Below are 17,356 nucleotides of genomic sequence, written 5' to 3'. Positions count from 1 at the left end.
ACGGGTGCGGTGCAGCGAGGTCTTATGTGTGTCGCGATTCCAGCAGCGCCACCGCATCGCCCAAGGCCAGACCGCGCGCATGCAGCAACACGATCAAGTGGTACAGCAGATCGGCCGACTCGCCGAGCAACTCGGCATCGTCCTGCACCACGCCGGCCAGCGCGGTTTCCACGCCCTCCTCGCCCACCTTCTGCGCGATACGGTGGATGCCCTGCTCGAACAATTTAGTGGTGTAACTGCCCTGCGGGCGCTCCTGCGCGCGCGTGGCGATCAGCGCATCCAGGCTGCCCAGGAACTGGCCAGGCGCGGTCGGGAAACAGCTGGTGCGACCCAGATGGCAGGTGGGTCCGTGCGGGCGCGCCAACACCAGCAGCGTGTCGGCATCGCAATCGGCCTGGATGGACACCACGCGCAACACGTTGCCCGAGCTCTCGCCCTTGGTCCACAGCCGCTGCTTGCTGCGGCTGAAGAAGGTGACCTCGCCGCGCTGCTGCGTGACAGCCAGCGCTTCGGCATTCATATAGCCCAGCATCAACACGCGCAGGTTGTCGGCGTCCTGCACGATGACAGGCAACAGGCCCTCGCCCTTGCTCCAGTCCAGCGCTTGCAGCGCGTTGTCGGTTGTCACGGTGTCACTGCCCATCACGTACCTCGATCTGTTGCGCGCGCAGGAACTGCTTGAGTTCCGGAATCGGAATCGCGCCGCTATGGAACACGCTGGCGGCCAGCGCGCCATCCACGTCGGCCTGGTCGAAGACATCGGCAAAGTGCTGCATCTGACCGGCGCCGCCGGAGGCGATCAACGGCACCTGGCACAGTGCACGCACCTGACGCAGCTGCGCGATGTCGTAACCGCGCCGCACGCCATCATTGTCCATGCAGTTGAGCACGATCTCGCCTGCGCCCAGGCGTTGCGCTTCGGCCACCCAGTCCAGCGTGCGCATCGGCAGCGCCTGAGTCTTGCTGGGGTCGCCGGTATAGCGGCGTACCCGCCACTGGCCGTCTTCTTCGCGAATGGAATCGATGCCGACCACCACGCACTGCACGCCGAAGGCATCGGCCAGTTCGCAGATCAGTTGCGGGCGGCCCAGCGCCGGGGAGTTGATGGAAATCTTGTCGGCACCGGCATGCAGCACCGCACGCGCGGTGTCGACATCACGAATGCCGCCGGCCACACAGAACGGGATATCGATCAACCGCGCCACCCGCTCCACCCAGGTGTAATCGACCGAACGCCCTTCCGGACTGGCACCAATGTCGTAGAACACCAGCTCATCGGCGCCCTGCGCGCGGTAACGCAGCGCCAGTTCGACGATGTCGCCCATGTCGATGTGGTCACGGAACTTGACGCCCTTGACCACGCGGCCATTGCGCACGTCCAGGCACGGAATGATGCGCCGGCTCAGCATGCCACTGCCTCGCTGAGATTCAGCTGGCCTTCCAGCAAAGCCTTGCCCAGCACGATGCCGGCGCAGCCGGAGGCCTTGGCCGCCGCCACATCGGCAAGATCGCGCGCGCCGCCGGAGACCTGCACCTGCAACTGCGGCGCAAGCGCACGCAGATGCGCGTACAACGCCATGTTCGGCCCGGACAACATGCCGTCGCGCGCGATGTCGGTGCACAGCAGGTGCTGCAGGCCGGCCTGCGCGTAACGCACCGCCAGTTGATCCAGGGTGGCCTCCGCCGCCTCGGTCCAGCCATGCACCGGCAATTGCCATGCACCGGCAGCATCCTGGCGCGTGTCCAGCGCAATGGTCAGCCGCTCGGCGCCAAATTCCTGCAGCCAGCCGATCACGGTGTCGGCCTCGCGCACCGCCAATGAGCCAATCACCACGCGCGCAGCGCCGGCATCGAGGATGCGCGCCACATCGTCGCGCGACCGCACGCCACCGCCGGTCTGTACCTGCAAGCCGGTCTGCCGGGTGATCTCGCCGAGCAGCGTGGCCAGCGTGTAGCCGCCGGCCTTGGCCGCATCCAGATCGACCAGATGCATCCACTGCGCGCCGGCATCGGCGAAGGCCTGCGCACGCGGCAGTACATCGTCGCCGTAGCGGGTTTCGCGGGCGTAATCGCCCTGCAGCAGACGCACCACGCGACCATCGCGGATATCCAGCGCGGGGTAGACAGTAAAACTCATGGAAAGCTCATCTCGAGAAAATTGCGCAGAATGCGTGCGCCGGTGTCTGCCGAACGCTCGGGGTGGAACTGCGCGCCGCAGCGCAGCCCCTGGTGCACCACGGCGGTGAACAGACCGCCGTGATCGCAGGCGGCCACGGTATCGGCGGTCACCGGTGCCGCGTAGCCATGCACGAAATACGCACTGGCGCGCTCCGGCAGGCCGGCCAGCAGCGCGGACGCGCGCAGCGGCAGCAGCTGGTTCCAACCCATGTGCGGCACGCGGATACCCAGCGCCGGCGTCATGTGGCGCACGATGCCCGGCAGCAGCCCGAGGCAGTCGACATCGCCTTCTTCGGAGTGTTCGAACAACAACTGCATGCCCAGGCAAATGCCGATCAAGGGCACCTGCAGCTGCTGCAATGGTTCGACCAAGCCTTGCGCACGCAGGCGCGACATTGCCTCCGGCGCCGCACCGACGCCCGGCAGGATCACCCGCTGCGCGCCCTGCAACCCCGCTGCATCGCGCACCACCCGTGCGTCCACGCCCAGCCGCTCCAGCGCATAACGCACCGAGCCCAGATTGGCGCCACCGGCATCGATCAGCGCAACGGCGGTCATAGCGCGCCCTTGGTGGACGGCAAGGCGGTGCCTTCGCGGCGGATCGCCTGGCGCAGCGCACGCGCCAGCGCCTTGAAGCAGGCTTCCACCTTGTGGTGGTCGTTGTCGCCACGCACGCTCAGATGCAGGTTCAATCCGGACGCATCGCAGATCGAGCGAAAGAAATGCGGCACCAGTTCGGTGGGCATGTCGCCTACGCGCTCGCGCTTGAAGTCGCCTTCGAATACGAAGTACGGCCGGCCACTGAAATCCAGTGCGGCACTGGCGATGGTTTCGTCCATCGGCAGCGTGAACCCATGCTGCGCGCCCTCGCCTGCGGCCAGCCATGGGCTTTCCGACGGATCGAAGCCATACCGGCCGATGCCGCGCTTATTGCCCAGCGCCTCTCGCAGCGCCTGACCCAGCGCCAGGCCGGTGTCTTCGATGGTGTGGTGCTCATCGATATGCAGATCACCATCGGCACGAATGTCCAGCGCAAACCCTCCGTGCTTGCCGATCTGTTCCAGCATGTGGTCGAAGAACGGCAGGCCGGTGGCGGTCTGCGGCTCGGCCACGCGATCCAGGTCCAGCTCGACGCGAATCCTGGTTTCCTTGGTGTTGCGCTGGACCACCGCACGACGCGGCGCATCGACCAGCTCGTGCGCGATGCCGGGCCAGTCCCACTCGCCACCGAATTCGTCGGTCCGCAGCTGGAAACCGCGGATGTTGAGGTTCTGCGCGAACTGGATGTCGGTGAGACGGTCGCCCACCATTGCCGAGCGCGCCCAGTCGATGTTGCGGTCCTGCAGGTACGGCACCATCAGGCCGACGCCCGGCTTGCGCGTGGGCGCATTATCGGCCGGCCAGCTGCAGTCGATCAGCACTTCGCGGAACTCGATGCCCTGGCTGGCGAAGATCTGCAGCATCAGGTGATTGGGGCCATCGAACGCAGCCCGCGGATAGCTCTCGCTGCCCAGCCCATCCTGGTTGCTGACGATGACGAACTGGTAGCCGGCATCGCGCAGCTTGAGCATCGCCGGGATGACGTTGTCGACGAAGCGCAGCTTTTCATACGCGTCGATCTGGTAATCGGCCGGCTCGGTGATCAGCGTGCCATCGCGGTCGACAAAAAGAATCGGGGTCATGCCGCAGCCTCCTGCGTGCGCCGCAGCGCACCGAGCACACGCTCGTTCTGTTCGACGGTGCCCAGGGTGATGCGCAACGCATCGGACAGGCGCGGCACCGCGCGTTGGTCGCGCACCACCACCCCGGCCTCCAGCAGCGCCTGGAAGGCGGCTTCTGCGTCGTCGAAGCGCACCAGCAGGAAATTGCCCTGCGATGCATAGACCCGGCGCACGCCAGGCAGTCGCGCAAGGGCGAGACGAACGCGCTCGCGCTCGCTGCGCACTTCGGCAATGTGCCGGCGGGTCACCTCCAGTGCCGGCGCGGATAGCGCCTGCACTGCCATCGCCGCGCACGGCGTAGGCACCGGGTACGGCGCCTGGCAGCGGCGCAGCAGCGCGATCAATTGCGCATTGGCAATCAGGCTGCCGATGCGCGCGGCCGCCAGCGCGTGTGCCTTGGACAAGGTGCGCAGCACGGCCAGGTTGTCGTAGCGCTCCAGCAGGCTAACCGCCGATGGCACATCGGAAAATTCGCCATAGGCTTCATCGACCACTACCAACGCCTTGCCTTGCAGCGCCTGCAAGGCGGTTTCCACCTCCTGCAGTGTGATCGCCGAACCGGCCGGGTTGGACGGCGAACACAGGAACACCAGTTTGGCCTTTGCCGCCAGCGCGGCTTCCACGATGGCCGGAAGATCGGCATGGAAACCGTCGCTGCCATCGACCAGTGGCACCTCGACCAGTGGCGCGTTCTGCAGCCGCGCGCACACCGCATACATGCCGAACACCGGCGGGGTGACCACCACCGCATCGCGCTCGGGCACGCACAGGCTACGCACCAGCAGATCGATCGCTTCGTCGCTGCCACGGCCGATCAACAACTGTTCCGGCGCGCAGCCATACAGCGCCGCCAAGGCGTTGCGCAGCGCGCCGGGTTGCGGATCGGGATAGCGGCGCGTGCTGCCTTGCGGGTCGGCAGGATTGCCCCAGGCCGACTCGTTGGCGTTGAGCCAGACATCGCCCTGCAAGGCGCTGGTGCGCGCCGACGAATAGCCGGCGAACGCACGCAGATCTTCGCGTACCAGATCCAGGATCGACGACGTACTCATGCGGCCACTCCCATTCGCACCGCCACCGCATTGGCATGCGCATCCAGGCCTTCGGCACGCGCCAGGATCAAGGCACATTCGCCGATGCCTTCGATACCGGCCTTGCTGGCCGCCTGCACGCTCAGCATGTTTTGGAAGCTGGCCACGCTCACCCCGCTATACGCCCGCGCCGCACCGCTGGTCGGCAGGACGTGGTTGGTACCGCTGCAATAATCGCCCAGTGCCTCGGGTGTGTAGTCGCCCAAGAACACCGAGCCGGCCGCTTCGACCTGGGCCAGCCATGCACGCGGCTCGCGCAGCGCGAGAATCAGATGTTCCGGTGCATAGCGGTTGCTGATGGCAAACGCCTCGTCCAGCGACTGCACCTTGATCAGCCGCGACTGTGCCAGCGCCTGGCGGGCGATCTCCGCACGCGACAGCTGCGCCAACTGCGTGTCCAGTTCCACCTGCACCGCCGCGATCAGGGTATCGCTGTCGGACAGCAGCAACACCTGCGAATCCGGGCCGTGTTCTGCCTGCGATAAAAGGTCGGCGGCCACGAACGCCGGTTGCGCACCGGCATCGGCAATCACCAGCACCTCCGACGGACCGGCCGGCATGTCGATCGCCGCCGCACCCGACTGCGCCACCTGCTGCTTGGCTTCGGTGACATAGCTATTGCCCGGCCCGAACAACTTGTCGCAGCTCGGCACCGATTCGGTGCCATAGGCCATCGCGGCAATCGCCTGCGCGCCACCGAGCTTGAACACACGGCGCACGCCGGTGAGCTGCGCGGCCACCAGCACCGCCGGGTCCACGCTGCCATCCTTGCGTGGCGGCGTGCATAGCACGACCTCGCGGCAACCGGCCAGGCGCGCCGGCACGCCGAGCATCAGCGCAGTCGACGGCAACGGGGCGCTACCGGCCGGCACATACAGGCCCACCAGGCCGATCGGCCGCACGATTTTTTCGCAGACCACACCGGGTGCGGTTTCCACCGCGTAGCCTTCGCTCATGCCGGCGCGATGAAAGGTCTCGATGCGCGCGACGGCGTCCCGCATGGCCTGGCGCAGCTCCGGTGCCACGGCCGCATCGGCCGCAGCAAATTCGGCATCGGTGACCACGAAGCTGTCCAGTGACACGCCATCGAAGCGCGCGGTGATCGCGCGCAGCGCCGCATCGCCACGTGTGCGCACATCGTCGATCAATGCCGCCACCGCATCGCGGGTCTGGGTGGCCACGGTCTGCGCCGGACGCGTCAGCGCAGCGGCGCGCGCACCGTTATCGAGTCGGGACCAATCGAGAATATTCATGCCAGCGAGCGCTCCACCGTCAACACCATCAAGCCTTGCGCACCTGCGCGTTCGAGTTCTTCCAAGCGTTGCCAGGTCACCGCGCCATGGCACATGGTCTGCAAGCGCAGCGCGCCGTTGCCGTCGTCGGGTAGCTGCACCAATGGCTCGGCATCGGGTAGCAGGCGGCGCAGCGCTTCCACATGGGTCTGCTCCGCGCGGAACATCAGCAGCTTGCTGTCGCGCAGCTTGAGCACGCCATCCATGCGCCGCAGCAGCATTGCCAGCAACGCCGCGCGTGCATCGGCCGGCTCGCGCACCGCGCCGGCCAGCACAGCTTCGCTTTCCATCACCAGCTCCACCGGCTTGAGCTGGTTGGCCGCCAGGGTGGCGCCGCTGGAGACCAGATCGCAGATGAGGTCCGCGGTACCCAGCCGCGGTGCGATCTCCACCGAACCGGACAGCTCCACCACCGCCGCATCGATCCCTTGCCGCTCCAGCCAGTCGGCCAGGATCGCCGGGTAGCTGGTGGCGATGCGCTTGCCCGCCAACTGCGCCATGCCCTGCCAGTCCCACTCTTCCGGCACTGCCAGCATCAGCCGGCACTGGCCGAAACCGACTCCGCGCACGGCGTAGTACGCGGCCGGCAAGCCAGCGCGACGACGCGCCGATGCCTGCTCGTCCAGCTCGTTCTGGCCCACGATCCCCAAGTCGCAAACGCCATCGGCGATCAGGCCGGGAATGTCGTCATCGCGCACCAGCAACAGATCCACCGGTAGCGATTCGCCATAGCAGAACAACTTGTCGCGGCTCTGCCGCCAGCTCAGCCCGCAGGCGGCCAGCAGGCTGCGCGCTGGCTCGGCCAGGCGGCCGTTTTTCTGGATGGCAATACGCAGCCGGTCACGTGCCGGCGCTGCCGTGGAAGCACTCATCTTGTTCTCTCGATGGATTGGACAGGGCCTGCGGCTTGCTCGCGCAGGGCGGCGGCGTACCCACCGGCGCCATGGTCCAGGGTGCGCGCAACGCGCCCGATGGTGGTCACGCTGACCTGGGTCAGCTCGTGGATTTCGCGGTACGGCACGCCCTTGATGAGCAGTGGCACCACCCGCCAACGGTCGGCCATGGCCTCCAGCTCGGCAGGCGTGCACAGATCACGCAGGAATGCCTCGACCGCGCCGGGCTCTTTCAGGCAGGCCAAGGCATCGGCCAGCATCTGCAGCGAAGCGGCAACATCGGTGGATTCGCGGGGGGCTGGGCGTTGTTTCATTGCGTTAATGTAATAGCGTGCTAGTACATTAGCGCAAATAGCGTGACCTGTCACCTGCCTGGTGGCGACTTCAGAACAGTTCGGAACGGCTGCCTTGCCCCCCCCGGAGGTGACCGAGGGGCGGATGGGGGCAGGACCTCGTGCAGCGCCGCCCTCCTCAAGTGCAAATCGCGTGCCCCGCCAATCACAAACCGGCAACGAAGCCTGGGTGAAGCGCTACACCCAACCTTGCAGCTGAGCCGCTGGGAAGCTGCAAAGCCCCCTCATCCGGCGCTGCGCGCTCCCTTCTCCCTTCTCCCGTCAATGGGAGAAGGGAGCGAAGCAAGGCATCTGTGGAACTCGGAAGACAGCCGTTACCCTTCCCCCGCCTGCGGGGGGAGGTGCCCGAAGGGTGGATGGGGGCAGGACCCCGTCCGGCGCCGCCCTCCTCAAGTACAAATCGCGTGCCCCGCCAATCACAAACCGGCAACGAAGCCTGGGTGAAGCGCTACACCCAACCTTGCAGCTGAGCCGCTGGGAAGCTGCAAAGCCCCCTCATCCGGCGCTGCGCGCCACCTTCTCCCGTCAACGGGAGAAGGGAGCGAAGCAAGGCGTATCGGGCTCGAAGAACACGTGCTGCCCTTCCCCCGCCTGCGGGGGAAGGTGCCCGAAGGGCGGATGGGGGAAGGACCTCGCGCGCTACCACACACCGCTTCAAACGCCGATTCCGTGCCCGGCCAGTCGAAAAACCAGCGACGCGCAGCTCCGCCTTACGGCATCACCTTGGCCTGCTCCAGCTCCACCAGCAGCGTGCTGGCCAGCTCCTCGCGCGCTACCTCGAACTGCTGTTCGCGCACCAGGTCCTTCACCGCCACCACGCCGCGTGCCAGCTCGTCGTCGCCGGCCAGCACCACGAAGCGGATGCCGGCACGCGCGGCGTACTGGAACTGCTTGCCGATCTTCTTCGGCTCCATCTGCACTTCGGTATTGATGCCACCGATCCGCAGGCGGCGCGCGATATCCAGCGCATCGTCCAGGCGCGCTTCGTCCATCAGCGCCACCATCGCCTGCACGCTGCTCTCGGCGATGCCCTGGATCAGGCCGGCCTCGCGCAGCTGCCAGAACAGCCGGGTCAGGCCGATCGAGATGCCGACGCCGGGCAGCTTCGACTTGGTGTAGTGGCTGGCCAGGTTTTCGTAACGGCCGCCCGAGCAGATCGAGCCGATCTGCGGGTGATCGGTGAGCGTGGTCTCGTAGACGGTACCGGTGTAGTAGTCCAGCCCGCGCGCGATCGAGAAATTCAAGCAGTACGCCGTTTCCGGCACGCCCAGCGCCTTGACCAGCTCCAGCACCTCGCGCAGCTCGGCAATGCCCTCGCCCAGCGTCGCACTCGCACCCACCGACGCCTCAAGCGCCTGCAACTGCGCCAGCGCATCGGCATGCCCGTTCGAGCGCACCGCCACGAAGTCCAGGATCCTGGCGACCTGCTCGGCAGCGATGCCGAAACCCTCGCCCATCAGCGTGTCGCGCACGTAATCGGGGCCACGCTTGTCGATCTTGTCGACCTCGCGCAGCACTGCCAGCTGCAGTTCGCCCTCGGCCACGCCCAGGCTTTCGAAGAAGCCGCGCAGCAGCTTGCGGTTGTTCATCTGTACCTTGAAGTCGCCGATGCCCAGCTCGGCAAACACCGCGTGGATCACCGCCAGCACTTCGGCGTCGTAGCGGATGCTCAACGCATCCTTGCCGATCACGTCGATGTCGCACTGATAGAACTCGCGAAACCGCCCACGCTGCGCTCGCTCGCCGCGGTAGACGCGCTGCATCTGGTAACGACGGAACGGGAAGCTCAAGTCGTGCTCGTGCTCGGCAACATAACGCGCCAGCGGCACAGTGAGGTCGAAGCGCAGTGCCAGCTCGGGCAGCCCGCCAGTTTCTGCGCCTTCATCGGTGGCCGCCGCCGCATTGGCCAACGCACCGGTGGACTGCACGAAATACACCTGGCGCTCGGTCTCGCCGCCGGACTTGGTCAGCAGCACATCGGACAGCTCGAACACCGGGGTTTCGACCGGCAGGAACCCGAACCGCTCGTAGTTGCGGCGGATGACGTCCAGCATGCGCTGGAACGCGATCTGCTCGCGTGGCAGCAATTCCATGATGCCGGGCGGCGTACGGGGCTTGATCACGAGCGAAACTCCTGCAGGACGACGGGGGGCGAGCCGGCAATTCTACCGGCTGGGCGGCCGTGCTGACCGCATGGCGTATCATGCGGGCGCGTTCCAGGCAGTGCGTGGCTCATGTACCGGCAGCTTCCAGACCCCAGCGTGACCTGCCCTGCGCCCAGCGCGGCAGCTGGCGTGGACGCGCGCAATTCCGATTGCGCGCTGTGCGCGGTCCGTGGCCGGGCGATCTGCGCCGCGCTGTCGCCGCTGGAAATGGATGCGCTCGACCAGGCCACCAGCGGCTCGGTGCATGCGCCCGGCAGCACCCTGGTCCGGGCCGGCGAGCCACACCACCACGTCTATACCGTCACCTCCGGCGCCTTGCGGCTGGTGCGCACGCTGGCCGACGGGCGCCGCCAGATCACCGGTTTCGTGCTGCCCGGCGACTACGTGGGGCTGACCGAGACCCCGCAGCACCGGCACGATATCGAAGCCATCGTCGAAACCCGCGTGTGCCGCACGCCGATGGCGCAGATGCGCCAGCTGCGCGAGCGCTACCCGCATCTGGAACGCAAGCTGCTGCAGCGCGCCAGCATGGAGCTGGCCGCCGCCCAGGACACCGGCCTGCTGCTGGCGCGCCTGCAGCCCAGCGAGCGGCTGGCGCATTTCCTGCTGCGGCTGGCTGCGCGCTCCACCCAGCCCGGCAACAGTGGCGACACCGTGGCGCTGCCGATGAGCCGCGGCGACATTGCCGACCATCTCGGCCTGACCATGGAAACGGTGAGCCGCACCTTCACCAAGCTCAGGCAGCAGCAGCTGATCGCGCTGCCGCAGCTGCACTTGGTACAACTCCTCGACTACGCCGCATTGCGCAGCCTGGCCGGCGAAACGGACTGAAATCCGGTCGGGCCGCACCCCGCTGCCGCCCGAAAGGTGCGGTGGACGACAGCGGGCGATGGTGGTCCACACGTGCGCCGAACAGCGCCTCGCCCATCAGCCTGACCCCACACACCTGCCGATGCGACAACGCGGGCAACCGCGTCACGCCGCAACCACGCGCGTCAACGTCCCCCGACCGCTGCCACCGCCGCGCCGCAGCCGCCATGCAATAACTGCGACTGCCGCAGCCATGCGCGATCCGGGTAGTAGGCGAACACAAACGCACCATCGCGCAAGGTGTCGATCAGTTGTTTGGCCACCGCCGGACGCACCGCCGGGCAGCCCAGGCTGCGGCCCAGCCGACCCTGGCTGCGGATGATGGCCTCGCTCACGTAGGGCGCGCCGTGGATGACGATGGCGCGGTCGCGCGCATGGTCGTTGAAGCCCGGCTCCAGGCCCTTGAGCCGCAGCGAATAGCCGTTCTGGCCGGTATAGGACTCCTGCGCGGTGAAGGCGCCCAGGCTGGACTGGAAGCTGCCCTCGGTGTTGGAAAAGGTCGCGGCCAGGTTTTCGCCGGTATTGCGCCCGTGCGCCACCCACTCCTTGAAGAGCAAGCGCTGACGCGCCAGATCGAACACCCATAGCCGGCGCTCGGTGGACGGCCGGCTGTAGTCGATCACGCTGAGCACGCGCTCATCGCCCACCTGCTGCCGCTGCCGCGCGCATTGCAAGGCCTCGGTCGCCAGCGCCAGCACCTGGCGATCCAGCGCCGGGGCCTGGCGCGCCAGCGCATCGATCAGTCCCGCACGCGGCATGCCCAGCGGCGACACCGGGGACGCGGCCATGGCATCGGCCGCCAGGGCCGCTCCGGCCGTTGCCCACCCGCAGAGGGCGACGGCAACGGCGATCACTCGATAAGACATGCAGCAACCCACATCGAACGCAGCGCCACGCCGGGGCCGCACCGGTCTAGGATTGCCCCAAGCGCGCCACTTTCCAACCCCGGGCGGCTGAACGCGTTCGGTCAGCCGGCGTCGGCAAGCAGCCGCTGCCGCAGCACGGCGTACTCCGGCGCCAGCGCCTCGGCATGTGCCGTACGCTGCAACAGCGCCGCCAGCGCAGGCGGAACGGCCACCGGCGCGCCGATCAACGGCTCCACCACCCCTTCGAACTTGGCCGGGTGCGCGGTGGCGGCCACCGCCCAGTCGCCGGCCACGCCCTCAGGCCCTTCTGCGCGCAGTTGTTCCAGCACATGCACCGCGGTGGCCGTGTGCGGGCAGTGCACCTCGCCATAGCGCGCATGGCGCTGCCCGATGGTGTGACTGATTGCCGTATCGTCCACCGACAGGGCGCGGAAGGCTCCGCGCAGCGCCGCGTCGTCGCCCTGGTACAACCAGCGCAGGCGTTCGAAATTGCTCGGCGCGCCCACGTCCATGGCATTGGCCAGCGTCGCCACGCTGGGCTGCGGTGCGTAGTCGTCGCCGGCAAAGTAGTCCGGCAACACGTGGTTGGCATTGGAGGCCAACGCGATGCGACCCAGCGGTACCCCGAGCGCGCGCGCAATGATCGCCGCCAGCCCGTTGCCCAGGTTACCGGTAGGCACCACCAGGTTCAGCACGCCGCCGGAGGCCGCATGATGCTGCAGGGCCGCATGCGCGTAGTAGCTCATCTGCGGCAGCAGCCGCCCCAGGCTGATGCTGTTGGCCGAACTCAGCGGCACCTGCGCCTGCAGCGACGCATCGTTGAGCGCCTGCTTGACCATCGCCTGGCAGTCGTCGAACGAACCGGCCACGCGCAGGGCCTGGATGTTGTCGCCGAAGCAGCCCAGCTGATGCGCCTGCCGGGGCGAGACGCGGCCATCCGGATACAGCACCACCACGCGCAGCCCGGGCTGGCGATGGAAGGCGGCGGCCACCGCCGCACCGGTATCGCCGGAGGTGGCGACCAGGATGGTGAGCGGGCGGTCTTGGGCACGGCGCAGGCGGGTCAGGCAGGCGGCCAGAAAACGCGCACCGAAATCCTTGAACGCAGCGGTCGGCCCGTGAAACAGCTCCAGCGCGTAGTCGCCGGGCGTGGCCAGCGGCACCAGCGGCGCCGGGAAATCGAGGGCTTCGGCGCAGATGGCCGGCAACGCATCGGCCAACGCATCACCCGCAAAAAACGGCTGCATCAGCGTGGTGGCGGTGGCGGCCAGATCGGCGCCAGCTGCCAGGGCACGCGCCGGTGGCAACGTCTGCGGCACGTACAGCCCACCATCGGGCGCCAATCCGGCGGCGATGGCCTGGCTCAGGCTTGCGGCGGGCGCAGCGCCACGGGTGGAAATGAACATCAGCATGACTCCAGACAAGAAGAAGACCGGGCATGGCCCGGCAATGCAATCGGTGAGCGGTTGCGCGGCGCGACGGTCCTGCACACGCGTGTCGGTGCGGTCACTCGCACCGGACAGTGCGGCGCTATGCTGCGCGCACCGTTCCGTCGAGCCGGCAGATGATTAAGGTGAGCGTGATGTACCCCAACCGCAAAGGCGCCCGTTTCGACCACAGCGATTACCGCGACCGGCACATGCCGCTGGTGAGCGCCCGCATGGGTACGGCCTGCCTGCGCTACACCGTGGACAAGGGCCTGCCCGGCGGCCAGCCCGGCAGCAGCCCACCCTTCATCGGTATGTGCCACATCTTTTGCGACTCGGTGGAGACCTTCAATGCAAGCTTCGGCCCGCATGCGCAGGAGATTCTTGCCGACGTGGCCAACTACACCGATCTGACCCCGTTCATGCAGTTCAGCGAGGTGGTGGTGGAGTGACGCGTGCGCCGCGTGCCGCGGGTCTGCGGCACGCGGTGCACCCGCTGGGTGTGGGTGCCGCGTCATCCGATCAACCGCGTTGCCGGACTTGCGATAGGCGACACCCAGCACTGGCTGTCGAATCCCGCTGCGGCAAACCCGGCCTGCACCGCCGGCGCCGCTGCCTGCGCCGCATCGCGCGTTTCAAACCATGCGAACACGCTGGGGCCGGCACCGGAAATGCTGGCACCCAACGCGCCCTGGTCGAGCGCGGCCTGCTTGGCTTCCGCAAAGCCGCCGATCAGGGGCGCACGCCGTGGTTCGACCAGCACATCACGCAGGCCGGCACGCACCAGATCGGCATCGCCGGCGTGGCAACCGGCCAGCACCAGCGCCAGGTTGGTGCTCTGTGCGACGAACTCGCGCAACTGATACGCACCCGCCAATGCCTCGCGCGCGCGCCGGGTTTCCAGCGCCGCCTCCGGATGCACCAGCAGGCTATGCCACGCAGCCGGCACCGCGATCGGCACCAGCCGCTCCAGCGTGCATAGCACCAGGCCGCCTAAAAACAGCGGACCCAGGTTGTCGCCATGCCGGCTACCGCTGGCCACCGCTTCGCCATCGAGTGCGTACTGGTAGAGCTGCGCATTGCTGAGCAGGGTTTCCAGCAGCGCATTGGCGGCCACCAGCGCAGCCACGCATGAGGCAGCCGACCCGCCCATGCCCGAACTCAGCGCGATGCCCTTGTCGATCTCCACCTCGAAACCGTAAGGCAACTGTAACGCCGCGCGCAGCGACAGCAATGCCGCACCTGCGGTATTGCGCTCGGCATCCAGCGGCAGCGCAACGGTAGTGCCGCGAATGGCGGCGATGCGCACCAGCGGTTCGTCGATACGCCGCACGGTCACGGTGTCGCCAACGCCCTGGACCGGGTAACCGAGCAGATCGAAGCCCACGGCCACGTTGGCCACCGAGGCCGGCGCGAACGCGCGCGCTTGCTGCAGCACCCCAGTGGAAGTGATGCGCCCTGCCTCACCCGTCTGGAACAACGGTGACTGGCTGACAGCGGAGTGACTCACAACCGCGCCCCCTCGCCCGCCGCCACGCGCAGCAGATCGGCGAACACCCCAGCCGCAGTCACTTCCGGGCCGGCGCCCGGGCCTTGCACCACCAGCGGGTTTTCGCAGTAGCGGCGCGTGGTGAACTGCACCACGTTGTCGGTGAGGCGCAGATTGGCAAAGGCGTGATCGGCCGGCAGCTCCACCAGGCCCACGCTGGGCGCGCGGTCTGGCGGCAGCTGCGCCACGTAGCGCAGCACGTTGCCGCGTGCACGCGCATCGTGAAGGCGCTGCGCGAACACCGCATCCACTTCCGACAGCCGCGCCATGAAGTCGTCCACGCTGGCCTGGCGCAGTGCTTCCGGCACCAGGCTTTCCACCTGCACGTCTTCCAGGCTGATGGCGCGGCCTGCTTCGCGCGCCAGGATCACCAGCTTGCGCGCGACGTCCACACCGGACAGATCGTCGCGCGGGTCCGGCTCGGTATAACCCATGCCACGTGCCTGGGTCACCAGTTCGGCGAACGGCACGCTGCCGTCGTACTTGTTGAACAGCCACGCCAGCGTGCCGGAGAAAATGCCCTCGATCGAGGTCACCGCATCGCCGGTATCAACCAGATCGCGCAGCGTGGTAATCACCGGCAGGCCAGCGCCCACGGTGGCTTCGTAGCGGAAGCGCGCACCACTGGCATCGGCGGCGGCACGAATGGCTTCGTAGCGTTGCAGCGGGCCGGAACCTGCCTGTTTGTTCGGCGTCACCACATGGATGCCGGCGGCCAGCCAGCCGGCGTAGCGGTCGGCCACTTCGGCACTGCCGCTGCAATCGATGATGACCGTATGCGGCAGGTGCGCCGACAACAGATGCGTGGTGAACCGTTCCAGATCGGTCGGCGTGGCGGCCGCGGCGAACGCATCGCGCCAATCGCCAACCAGGCCGCGCTCGTCCAGCAACATGCGCCCGCGCGAGACCACCGCGCGCAGGCGCAGGTCCAGGTTGGCCTTGCCCAGCAATTGCGGCTGCGCAATGCGTAACTGGTCCAGCAACGCCGCGCCCACATTGCCCGGGCCAATCACGCCCACCGAGAACGTCTGTGGCGACAGCCAGAAGCCGGCATGCGCCGCTCGCAAGGCCTTGGTCGCATGCGCCGCATCGATCGCCACCGAGATATTGCGTTCGGACGAGCCTTGCGCAATCGCCAGGATATTCACCTGCGCGCGCCCCAGCGATTCGAACAGGCGCGCCGCCACGCCCGGCTGACCGGCCATGCCGTCGCCCACTGCCGCCAGCACGCTGATGCCCGTGGTCAGCTGCACGCGCTGCACCTGGCCCACGGCAAGCTCATGCGCAAAGGCCTGCAACAAGGTGCTGCGCGCGCGCTCCGATTCGTGCTGCTTGACCACGCAACAGATCGAATGCTCCGACGAGCCCTGCGAGATCATCACCACCGACACCTGCGCCGTGCGCAGCGCCGCAAACACCCGCTCGGCCGTGCCAGGCACACCGATCAGGCCAGTGCCTTCCAGATTCAGCACCGCCAGATCCGGGCTCAGGGTCAGGCCCTTGATCGGCCCGCTCACCGCGCTGCTGGCCGTGATGCGCGTGCCCGGATGCTCGGGCTGGAAAGTGTTGCGGATGATGATCGGCAGCCCGCGCTCGATCGCCGGCGACATCGTCTGCGGATGCACCACCTTCGCGCCGAAGTACGCCAGCTCGCAGGCTTCGTCATAGCTCAGCGTTTCCAGTTGCACCGCTTCGGGCACCACACGCGGGTCGGCCGATAGCACGCCATCCACGTCGGTCCAGATATGCAGCTCTTCGGCATTGAACAGCGCCGCAAAGATCGCACCGGAGTAATCGCTGCCGTTGCGCCCCAGCGTGGTGATGCGGTCGGCACGGTCGCGCGCCACGAAACCGGTGACCACCACGCGCGTCTGCGGATGCGCCTGGCGCCAAGTGGCCAGCCGCTGCGCACTGACATCCCAATCCACATCCACGCCCAGTTCGCCGCGGTTGACCACCAGCACATCGCGGGCATCCAGCACCGCGCAGTCTTCGCCGATCGCGCGGAAGTGGTCGCCCAGCAACTGGGCCGAATACACCTCGCCCAGGCCTTGCACGCGGTCCAGCACTTCGCGCGGCAACTCGCCGATCACCGCCAGCGCGCCAAGGATCTGCGCCAGATGCTCGAAGCGTTCGTCCAGCCACTCCACCGTTGGCCCGGAGTGCTCGCCGAGCAACGCCACTGCCGCACCGCGATGGCGCGCACGGGTTTCGTGCCAGCGCTCGCGCCATTCGGCGCGATTCTGCGCAGCCAGTTCGGCCAGTGCGATCAAGGCATCGGTCACGCCCTTCATTGCCGAGACCACGGTGACCTGCACCGGCTCATCGCGGGCAAGCAACAGCTGCGCCACATGCCGATAGCGTTCGGCATCGGCCACCGACGTGCCGCCGAACTTGTGCACCACGGTGCGGAGGGAGGGCGCCACGACGGCGGCAGGATCGAGCGAAACAACAGGCGATGACATCGACAGACCTCGTTAGGGAGGCCCCGTCCGTATCAGGTGAGAGGGAAGCCCCCGCATCCTGATCCGGGTGCGGGGCCGTTGTTTTCGGAAATTACGCGAAGACGACGGACCGCACCGGGCGAATGGTGACGGTGGTAATGATGGTGGTAATGCCGGCCACGCCTGCGCCTGCCCGCAACAGCGGCTGGCAGAGAAGCATAGCGGTGGGAAAGGCATTGACCATGTATGCAAAAGACATCACCGGGGCGAGCTCTGTCAAGCCCTGCGTGAATGAGCCAGCATGCATGCTTGGCGTCGGCAACAGAAAACCTTGCCGCTCAGGGATTTAAGTCGGGCGCACGCAAGCAATTGATTGCCATGGAAACTTTTGGAGTCATCTCGATGAGCCGCCGCGCGCAGATTTCGATGCTCCCCCACGCATTCGTACGGCGCGACGAATGTGACTCAGCTGACGGGATCGCCTTGCGCAATGCATCGCTCGCTACTGAT

At 67.3% G+C, this 17,356-nt stretch carries 17 protein-coding genes; 2 read left to right on the top strand and 15 right to left on the bottom strand.

Going from position 1 to position 17,356, the window contains the following annotated elements:
- Positions 1 to 22: 22 nt before the first annotated feature.
- The 10 genes from hisIE to hisS all read right to left on the bottom strand — a co-directional run bounded on the left by hisIE (position 23) and on the right by hisS (position 9,648).
- Positions 23 to 643 carry a bifunctional phosphoribosyl-AMP cyclohydrolase/phosphoribosyl-ATP diphosphatase HisIE gene (hisIE, locus tag ACCQ13_RS07890; RefSeq protein WP_104604156.1) on the bottom strand — a complete coding sequence of 207 codons (621 nt, stop codon included), beginning with the start codon at positions 641 to 643 and terminating at the stop codon, positions 23 to 25.
- Positions 633 to 1,409, bottom strand: a complete 777-nt coding sequence (gene hisF / locus ACCQ13_RS07885) for an imidazole glycerol phosphate synthase subunit HisF (RefSeq protein ID WP_104604157.1) — start codon at positions 1,407 to 1,409, stop codon at positions 633 to 635. Before hisF ends, hisIE begins: the two co-directional genes overlap by 11 nt.
- On the bottom strand, positions 1,403 to 2,137 hold the full coding sequence (gene hisA, locus ACCQ13_RS07880) for a 1-(5-phosphoribosyl)-5-[(5-phosphoribosylamino)methylideneamino]imidazole-4-carboxamide isomerase (protein WP_104604158.1): 735 nt from the start codon (positions 2,135 to 2,137) through the stop codon (positions 1,403 to 1,405). The genes hisF and hisA overlap by 7 nt, the downstream gene beginning before the upstream one ends.
- Positions 2,134 to 2,736 carry an imidazole glycerol phosphate synthase subunit HisH gene (hisH, locus tag ACCQ13_RS07875; RefSeq protein WP_104604159.1) on the bottom strand — a complete coding sequence of 201 codons (603 nt, stop codon included), beginning with the start codon at positions 2,734 to 2,736 and terminating at the stop codon, positions 2,134 to 2,136. The genes hisA and hisH overlap by 4 nt, the downstream gene beginning before the upstream one ends.
- On the bottom strand, positions 2,733 to 3,860 hold the full coding sequence (gene hisB, locus ACCQ13_RS07870) for a bifunctional histidinol-phosphatase/imidazoleglycerol-phosphate dehydratase HisB (RefSeq protein ID WP_104604160.1): 1,128 nt from the start codon (positions 3,858 to 3,860) through the stop codon (positions 2,733 to 2,735). Before hisB ends, hisH begins: the two co-directional genes overlap by 4 nt.
- Positions 3,857 to 4,948: a histidinol-phosphate transaminase gene (hisC, locus tag ACCQ13_RS07865; protein WP_104604161.1), complete on the bottom strand. Its 1,092-nt coding sequence runs from the start codon at positions 4,946 to 4,948 to the stop codon at positions 3,857 to 3,859. Before hisC ends, hisB begins: the two co-directional genes overlap by 4 nt.
- Entirely contained in the window at positions 4,945 to 6,240 is a 1,296-nt protein-coding gene (hisD, locus tag ACCQ13_RS07860; RefSeq protein ID WP_372372381.1) for a histidinol dehydrogenase, read from the bottom strand. The genes hisC and hisD overlap by 4 nt, the downstream gene beginning before the upstream one ends.
- Positions 6,237 to 7,151 carry an ATP phosphoribosyltransferase gene (gene hisG / locus ACCQ13_RS07855; protein ID WP_104604163.1) on the bottom strand — a complete coding sequence of 305 codons (915 nt, stop codon included), beginning with the start codon at positions 7,149 to 7,151 and terminating at the stop codon, positions 6,237 to 6,239. The genes hisD and hisG overlap by 4 nt, the downstream gene beginning before the upstream one ends.
- Positions 7,148 to 7,486, bottom strand: coding sequence for a YerC/YecD family TrpR-related protein (locus ACCQ13_RS07850; RefSeq protein ID WP_104604164.1), 339 nt, complete (start codon positions 7,484 to 7,486; stop codon positions 7,148 to 7,150). Before ACCQ13_RS07850 ends, hisG begins: the two co-directional genes overlap by 4 nt.
- Positions 7,487 to 8,235: 749 nt before the next feature.
- Positions 8,236 to 9,648, bottom strand: coding sequence for a histidine--tRNA ligase (gene hisS / locus ACCQ13_RS07845; RefSeq protein WP_372372380.1), 1,413 nt, complete (start codon positions 9,646 to 9,648; stop codon positions 8,236 to 8,238).
- A gap of 249 nt (positions 9,649 to 9,897) precedes the next feature.
- On the opposite strand from hisS, the gene ACCQ13_RS07840 reads away from it, so the two are divergent.
- Positions 9,898 to 10,521, top strand: coding sequence for a helix-turn-helix domain-containing protein (locus ACCQ13_RS07840; RefSeq protein ID WP_372372411.1), 624 nt, complete (start codon positions 9,898 to 9,900; stop codon positions 10,519 to 10,521).
- Positions 10,522 to 10,685: 164 nt separating this feature from the next.
- Here the strand turns inward: ACCQ13_RS07840 and ACCQ13_RS07835 are convergent, their stop codons facing one another.
- The gene (locus ACCQ13_RS07835) at positions 10,686 to 11,426 is read right to left on the bottom strand and encodes a murein L,D-transpeptidase catalytic domain family protein (protein ID WP_104604167.1); all 741 of its coding nucleotides are present in this window, start codon (positions 11,424 to 11,426) and stop codon (positions 10,686 to 10,688) included.
- Between the two features lie 101 nt (positions 11,427 to 11,527).
- Complete coding sequence (gene thrC / locus ACCQ13_RS07830) at positions 11,528 to 12,838, bottom strand: threonine synthase (protein WP_372372379.1); 1,311 nt, start codon at positions 12,836 to 12,838, stop codon at positions 11,528 to 11,530.
- A gap of 152 nt (positions 12,839 to 12,990) precedes the next feature.
- On the opposite strand from thrC, the gene ACCQ13_RS07825 reads away from it, so the two are divergent.
- Positions 12,991 to 13,305, top strand: a complete 315-nt coding sequence (locus ACCQ13_RS07825) for an EthD family reductase (protein WP_372372378.1) — start codon at positions 12,991 to 12,993, stop codon at positions 13,303 to 13,305.
- Positions 13,306 to 13,367: 62 nt separating this feature from the next.
- Here the strand turns inward: ACCQ13_RS07825 and ACCQ13_RS07820 are convergent, their stop codons facing one another.
- From ACCQ13_RS07820 to ACCQ13_RS07810, 3 genes are all read right to left on the bottom strand, one after another.
- The gene (locus ACCQ13_RS07820; protein WP_372372410.1) at positions 13,368 to 14,333 is read right to left on the bottom strand and encodes a homoserine kinase; all 966 of its coding nucleotides are present in this window, start codon (positions 14,331 to 14,333) and stop codon (positions 13,368 to 13,370) included.
- A 26-nt stretch (positions 14,334 to 14,359) separates the two neighbouring features.
- Complete coding sequence (gene thrA / locus ACCQ13_RS07815; protein WP_104604170.1) at positions 14,360 to 16,867, bottom strand: bifunctional aspartate kinase/homoserine dehydrogenase I; 2,508 nt, start codon at positions 16,865 to 16,867, stop codon at positions 14,360 to 14,362.
- A gap of 91 nt (positions 16,868 to 16,958) precedes the next feature.
- On the bottom strand, positions 16,959 to 17,153 hold the full coding sequence (locus ACCQ13_RS07810) for a hypothetical protein (RefSeq protein ID WP_372372446.1): 195 nt from the start codon (positions 17,151 to 17,153) through the stop codon (positions 16,959 to 16,961).
- Between the last annotated feature and the right edge of the window lie 203 nt (positions 17,154 to 17,356).

The organism is Xanthomonas sp. NCPPB 1638 (assembly GCF_041475635.2).
Taxonomy (GTDB): Bacteria; Pseudomonadota; Gammaproteobacteria; order Xanthomonadales; family Xanthomonadaceae; genus Xanthomonas; species Xanthomonas cucurbitae.
This window is presented reverse-complemented; position numbering and strand designations above follow the sequence as displayed.

What these genes read in the sequence shown, in the direction of transcription:
- hisA (WP_104604158.1), bottom strand. Translation starts at nt 2,137, where the DNA reads ATGAGTTTTACTGTCTACCCCGCGCTGGATATCCGCGATGGTCGCGTG.
- hisG (WP_104604163.1), bottom strand. Translation starts at nt 7,151, where the DNA reads ATGAGTGCTTCCACGGCAGCGCCGGCACGTGACCGGCTGCGTATTGCC.
- hisH (WP_104604159.1), bottom strand. Translation starts at nt 2,736, where the DNA reads ATGACCGCCGTTGCGCTGATCGATGCCGGTGGCGCCAATCTGGGCTCG.
- hisC (WP_104604161.1), bottom strand. Translation starts at nt 4,948, where the DNA reads ATGAGTACGTCGTCGATCCTGGATCTGGTACGCGAAGATCTGCGTGCG.
- ACCQ13_RS07825 (WP_372372378.1), top strand. Translation starts at nt 12,991, where the DNA reads ATGATTAAGGTGAGCGTGATGTACCCCAACCGCAAAGGCGCCCGTTTC.
- ACCQ13_RS07810 (WP_372372446.1), bottom strand. Translation starts at nt 17,153, where the DNA reads ATGCATGCTGGCTCATTCACGCAGGGCTTGACAGAGCTCGCCCCGGTG.
- hisIE (WP_104604156.1), bottom strand. Translation starts at nt 643, where the DNA reads ATGGGCAGTGACACCGTGACAACCGACAACGCGCTGCAAGCGCTGGAC.
- ACCQ13_RS07840 (WP_372372411.1), top strand. Translation starts at nt 9,898, where the DNA reads ATGGATGCGCTCGACCAGGCCACCAGCGGCTCGGTGCATGCGCCCGGC.
- thrC (WP_372372379.1), bottom strand. Translation starts at nt 12,838, where the DNA reads ATGCTGATGTTCATTTCCACCCGTGGCGCTGCGCCCGCCGCAAGCCTG.
- ACCQ13_RS07850 (WP_104604164.1), bottom strand. Translation starts at nt 7,486, where the DNA reads ATGAAACAACGCCCAGCCCCCCGCGAATCCACCGATGTTGCCGCTTCG.
- thrA (WP_104604170.1), bottom strand. Translation starts at nt 16,867, where the DNA reads ATGTCATCGCCTGTTGTTTCGCTCGATCCTGCCGCCGTCGTGGCGCCC.
- hisD (WP_372372381.1), bottom strand. Translation starts at nt 6,240, where the DNA reads ATGAATATTCTCGATTGGTCCCGACTCGATAACGGTGCGCGCGCCGCT.
- ACCQ13_RS07835 (WP_104604167.1), bottom strand. Translation starts at nt 11,426, where the DNA reads ATGTCTTATCGAGTGATCGCCGTTGCCGTCGCCCTCTGCGGGTGGGCA.
- hisF (WP_104604157.1), bottom strand. Translation starts at nt 1,409, where the DNA reads ATGCTGAGCCGGCGCATCATTCCGTGCCTGGACGTGCGCAATGGCCGC.
- hisB (WP_104604160.1), bottom strand. Translation starts at nt 3,860, where the DNA reads ATGACCCCGATTCTTTTTGTCGACCGCGATGGCACGCTGATCACCGAG.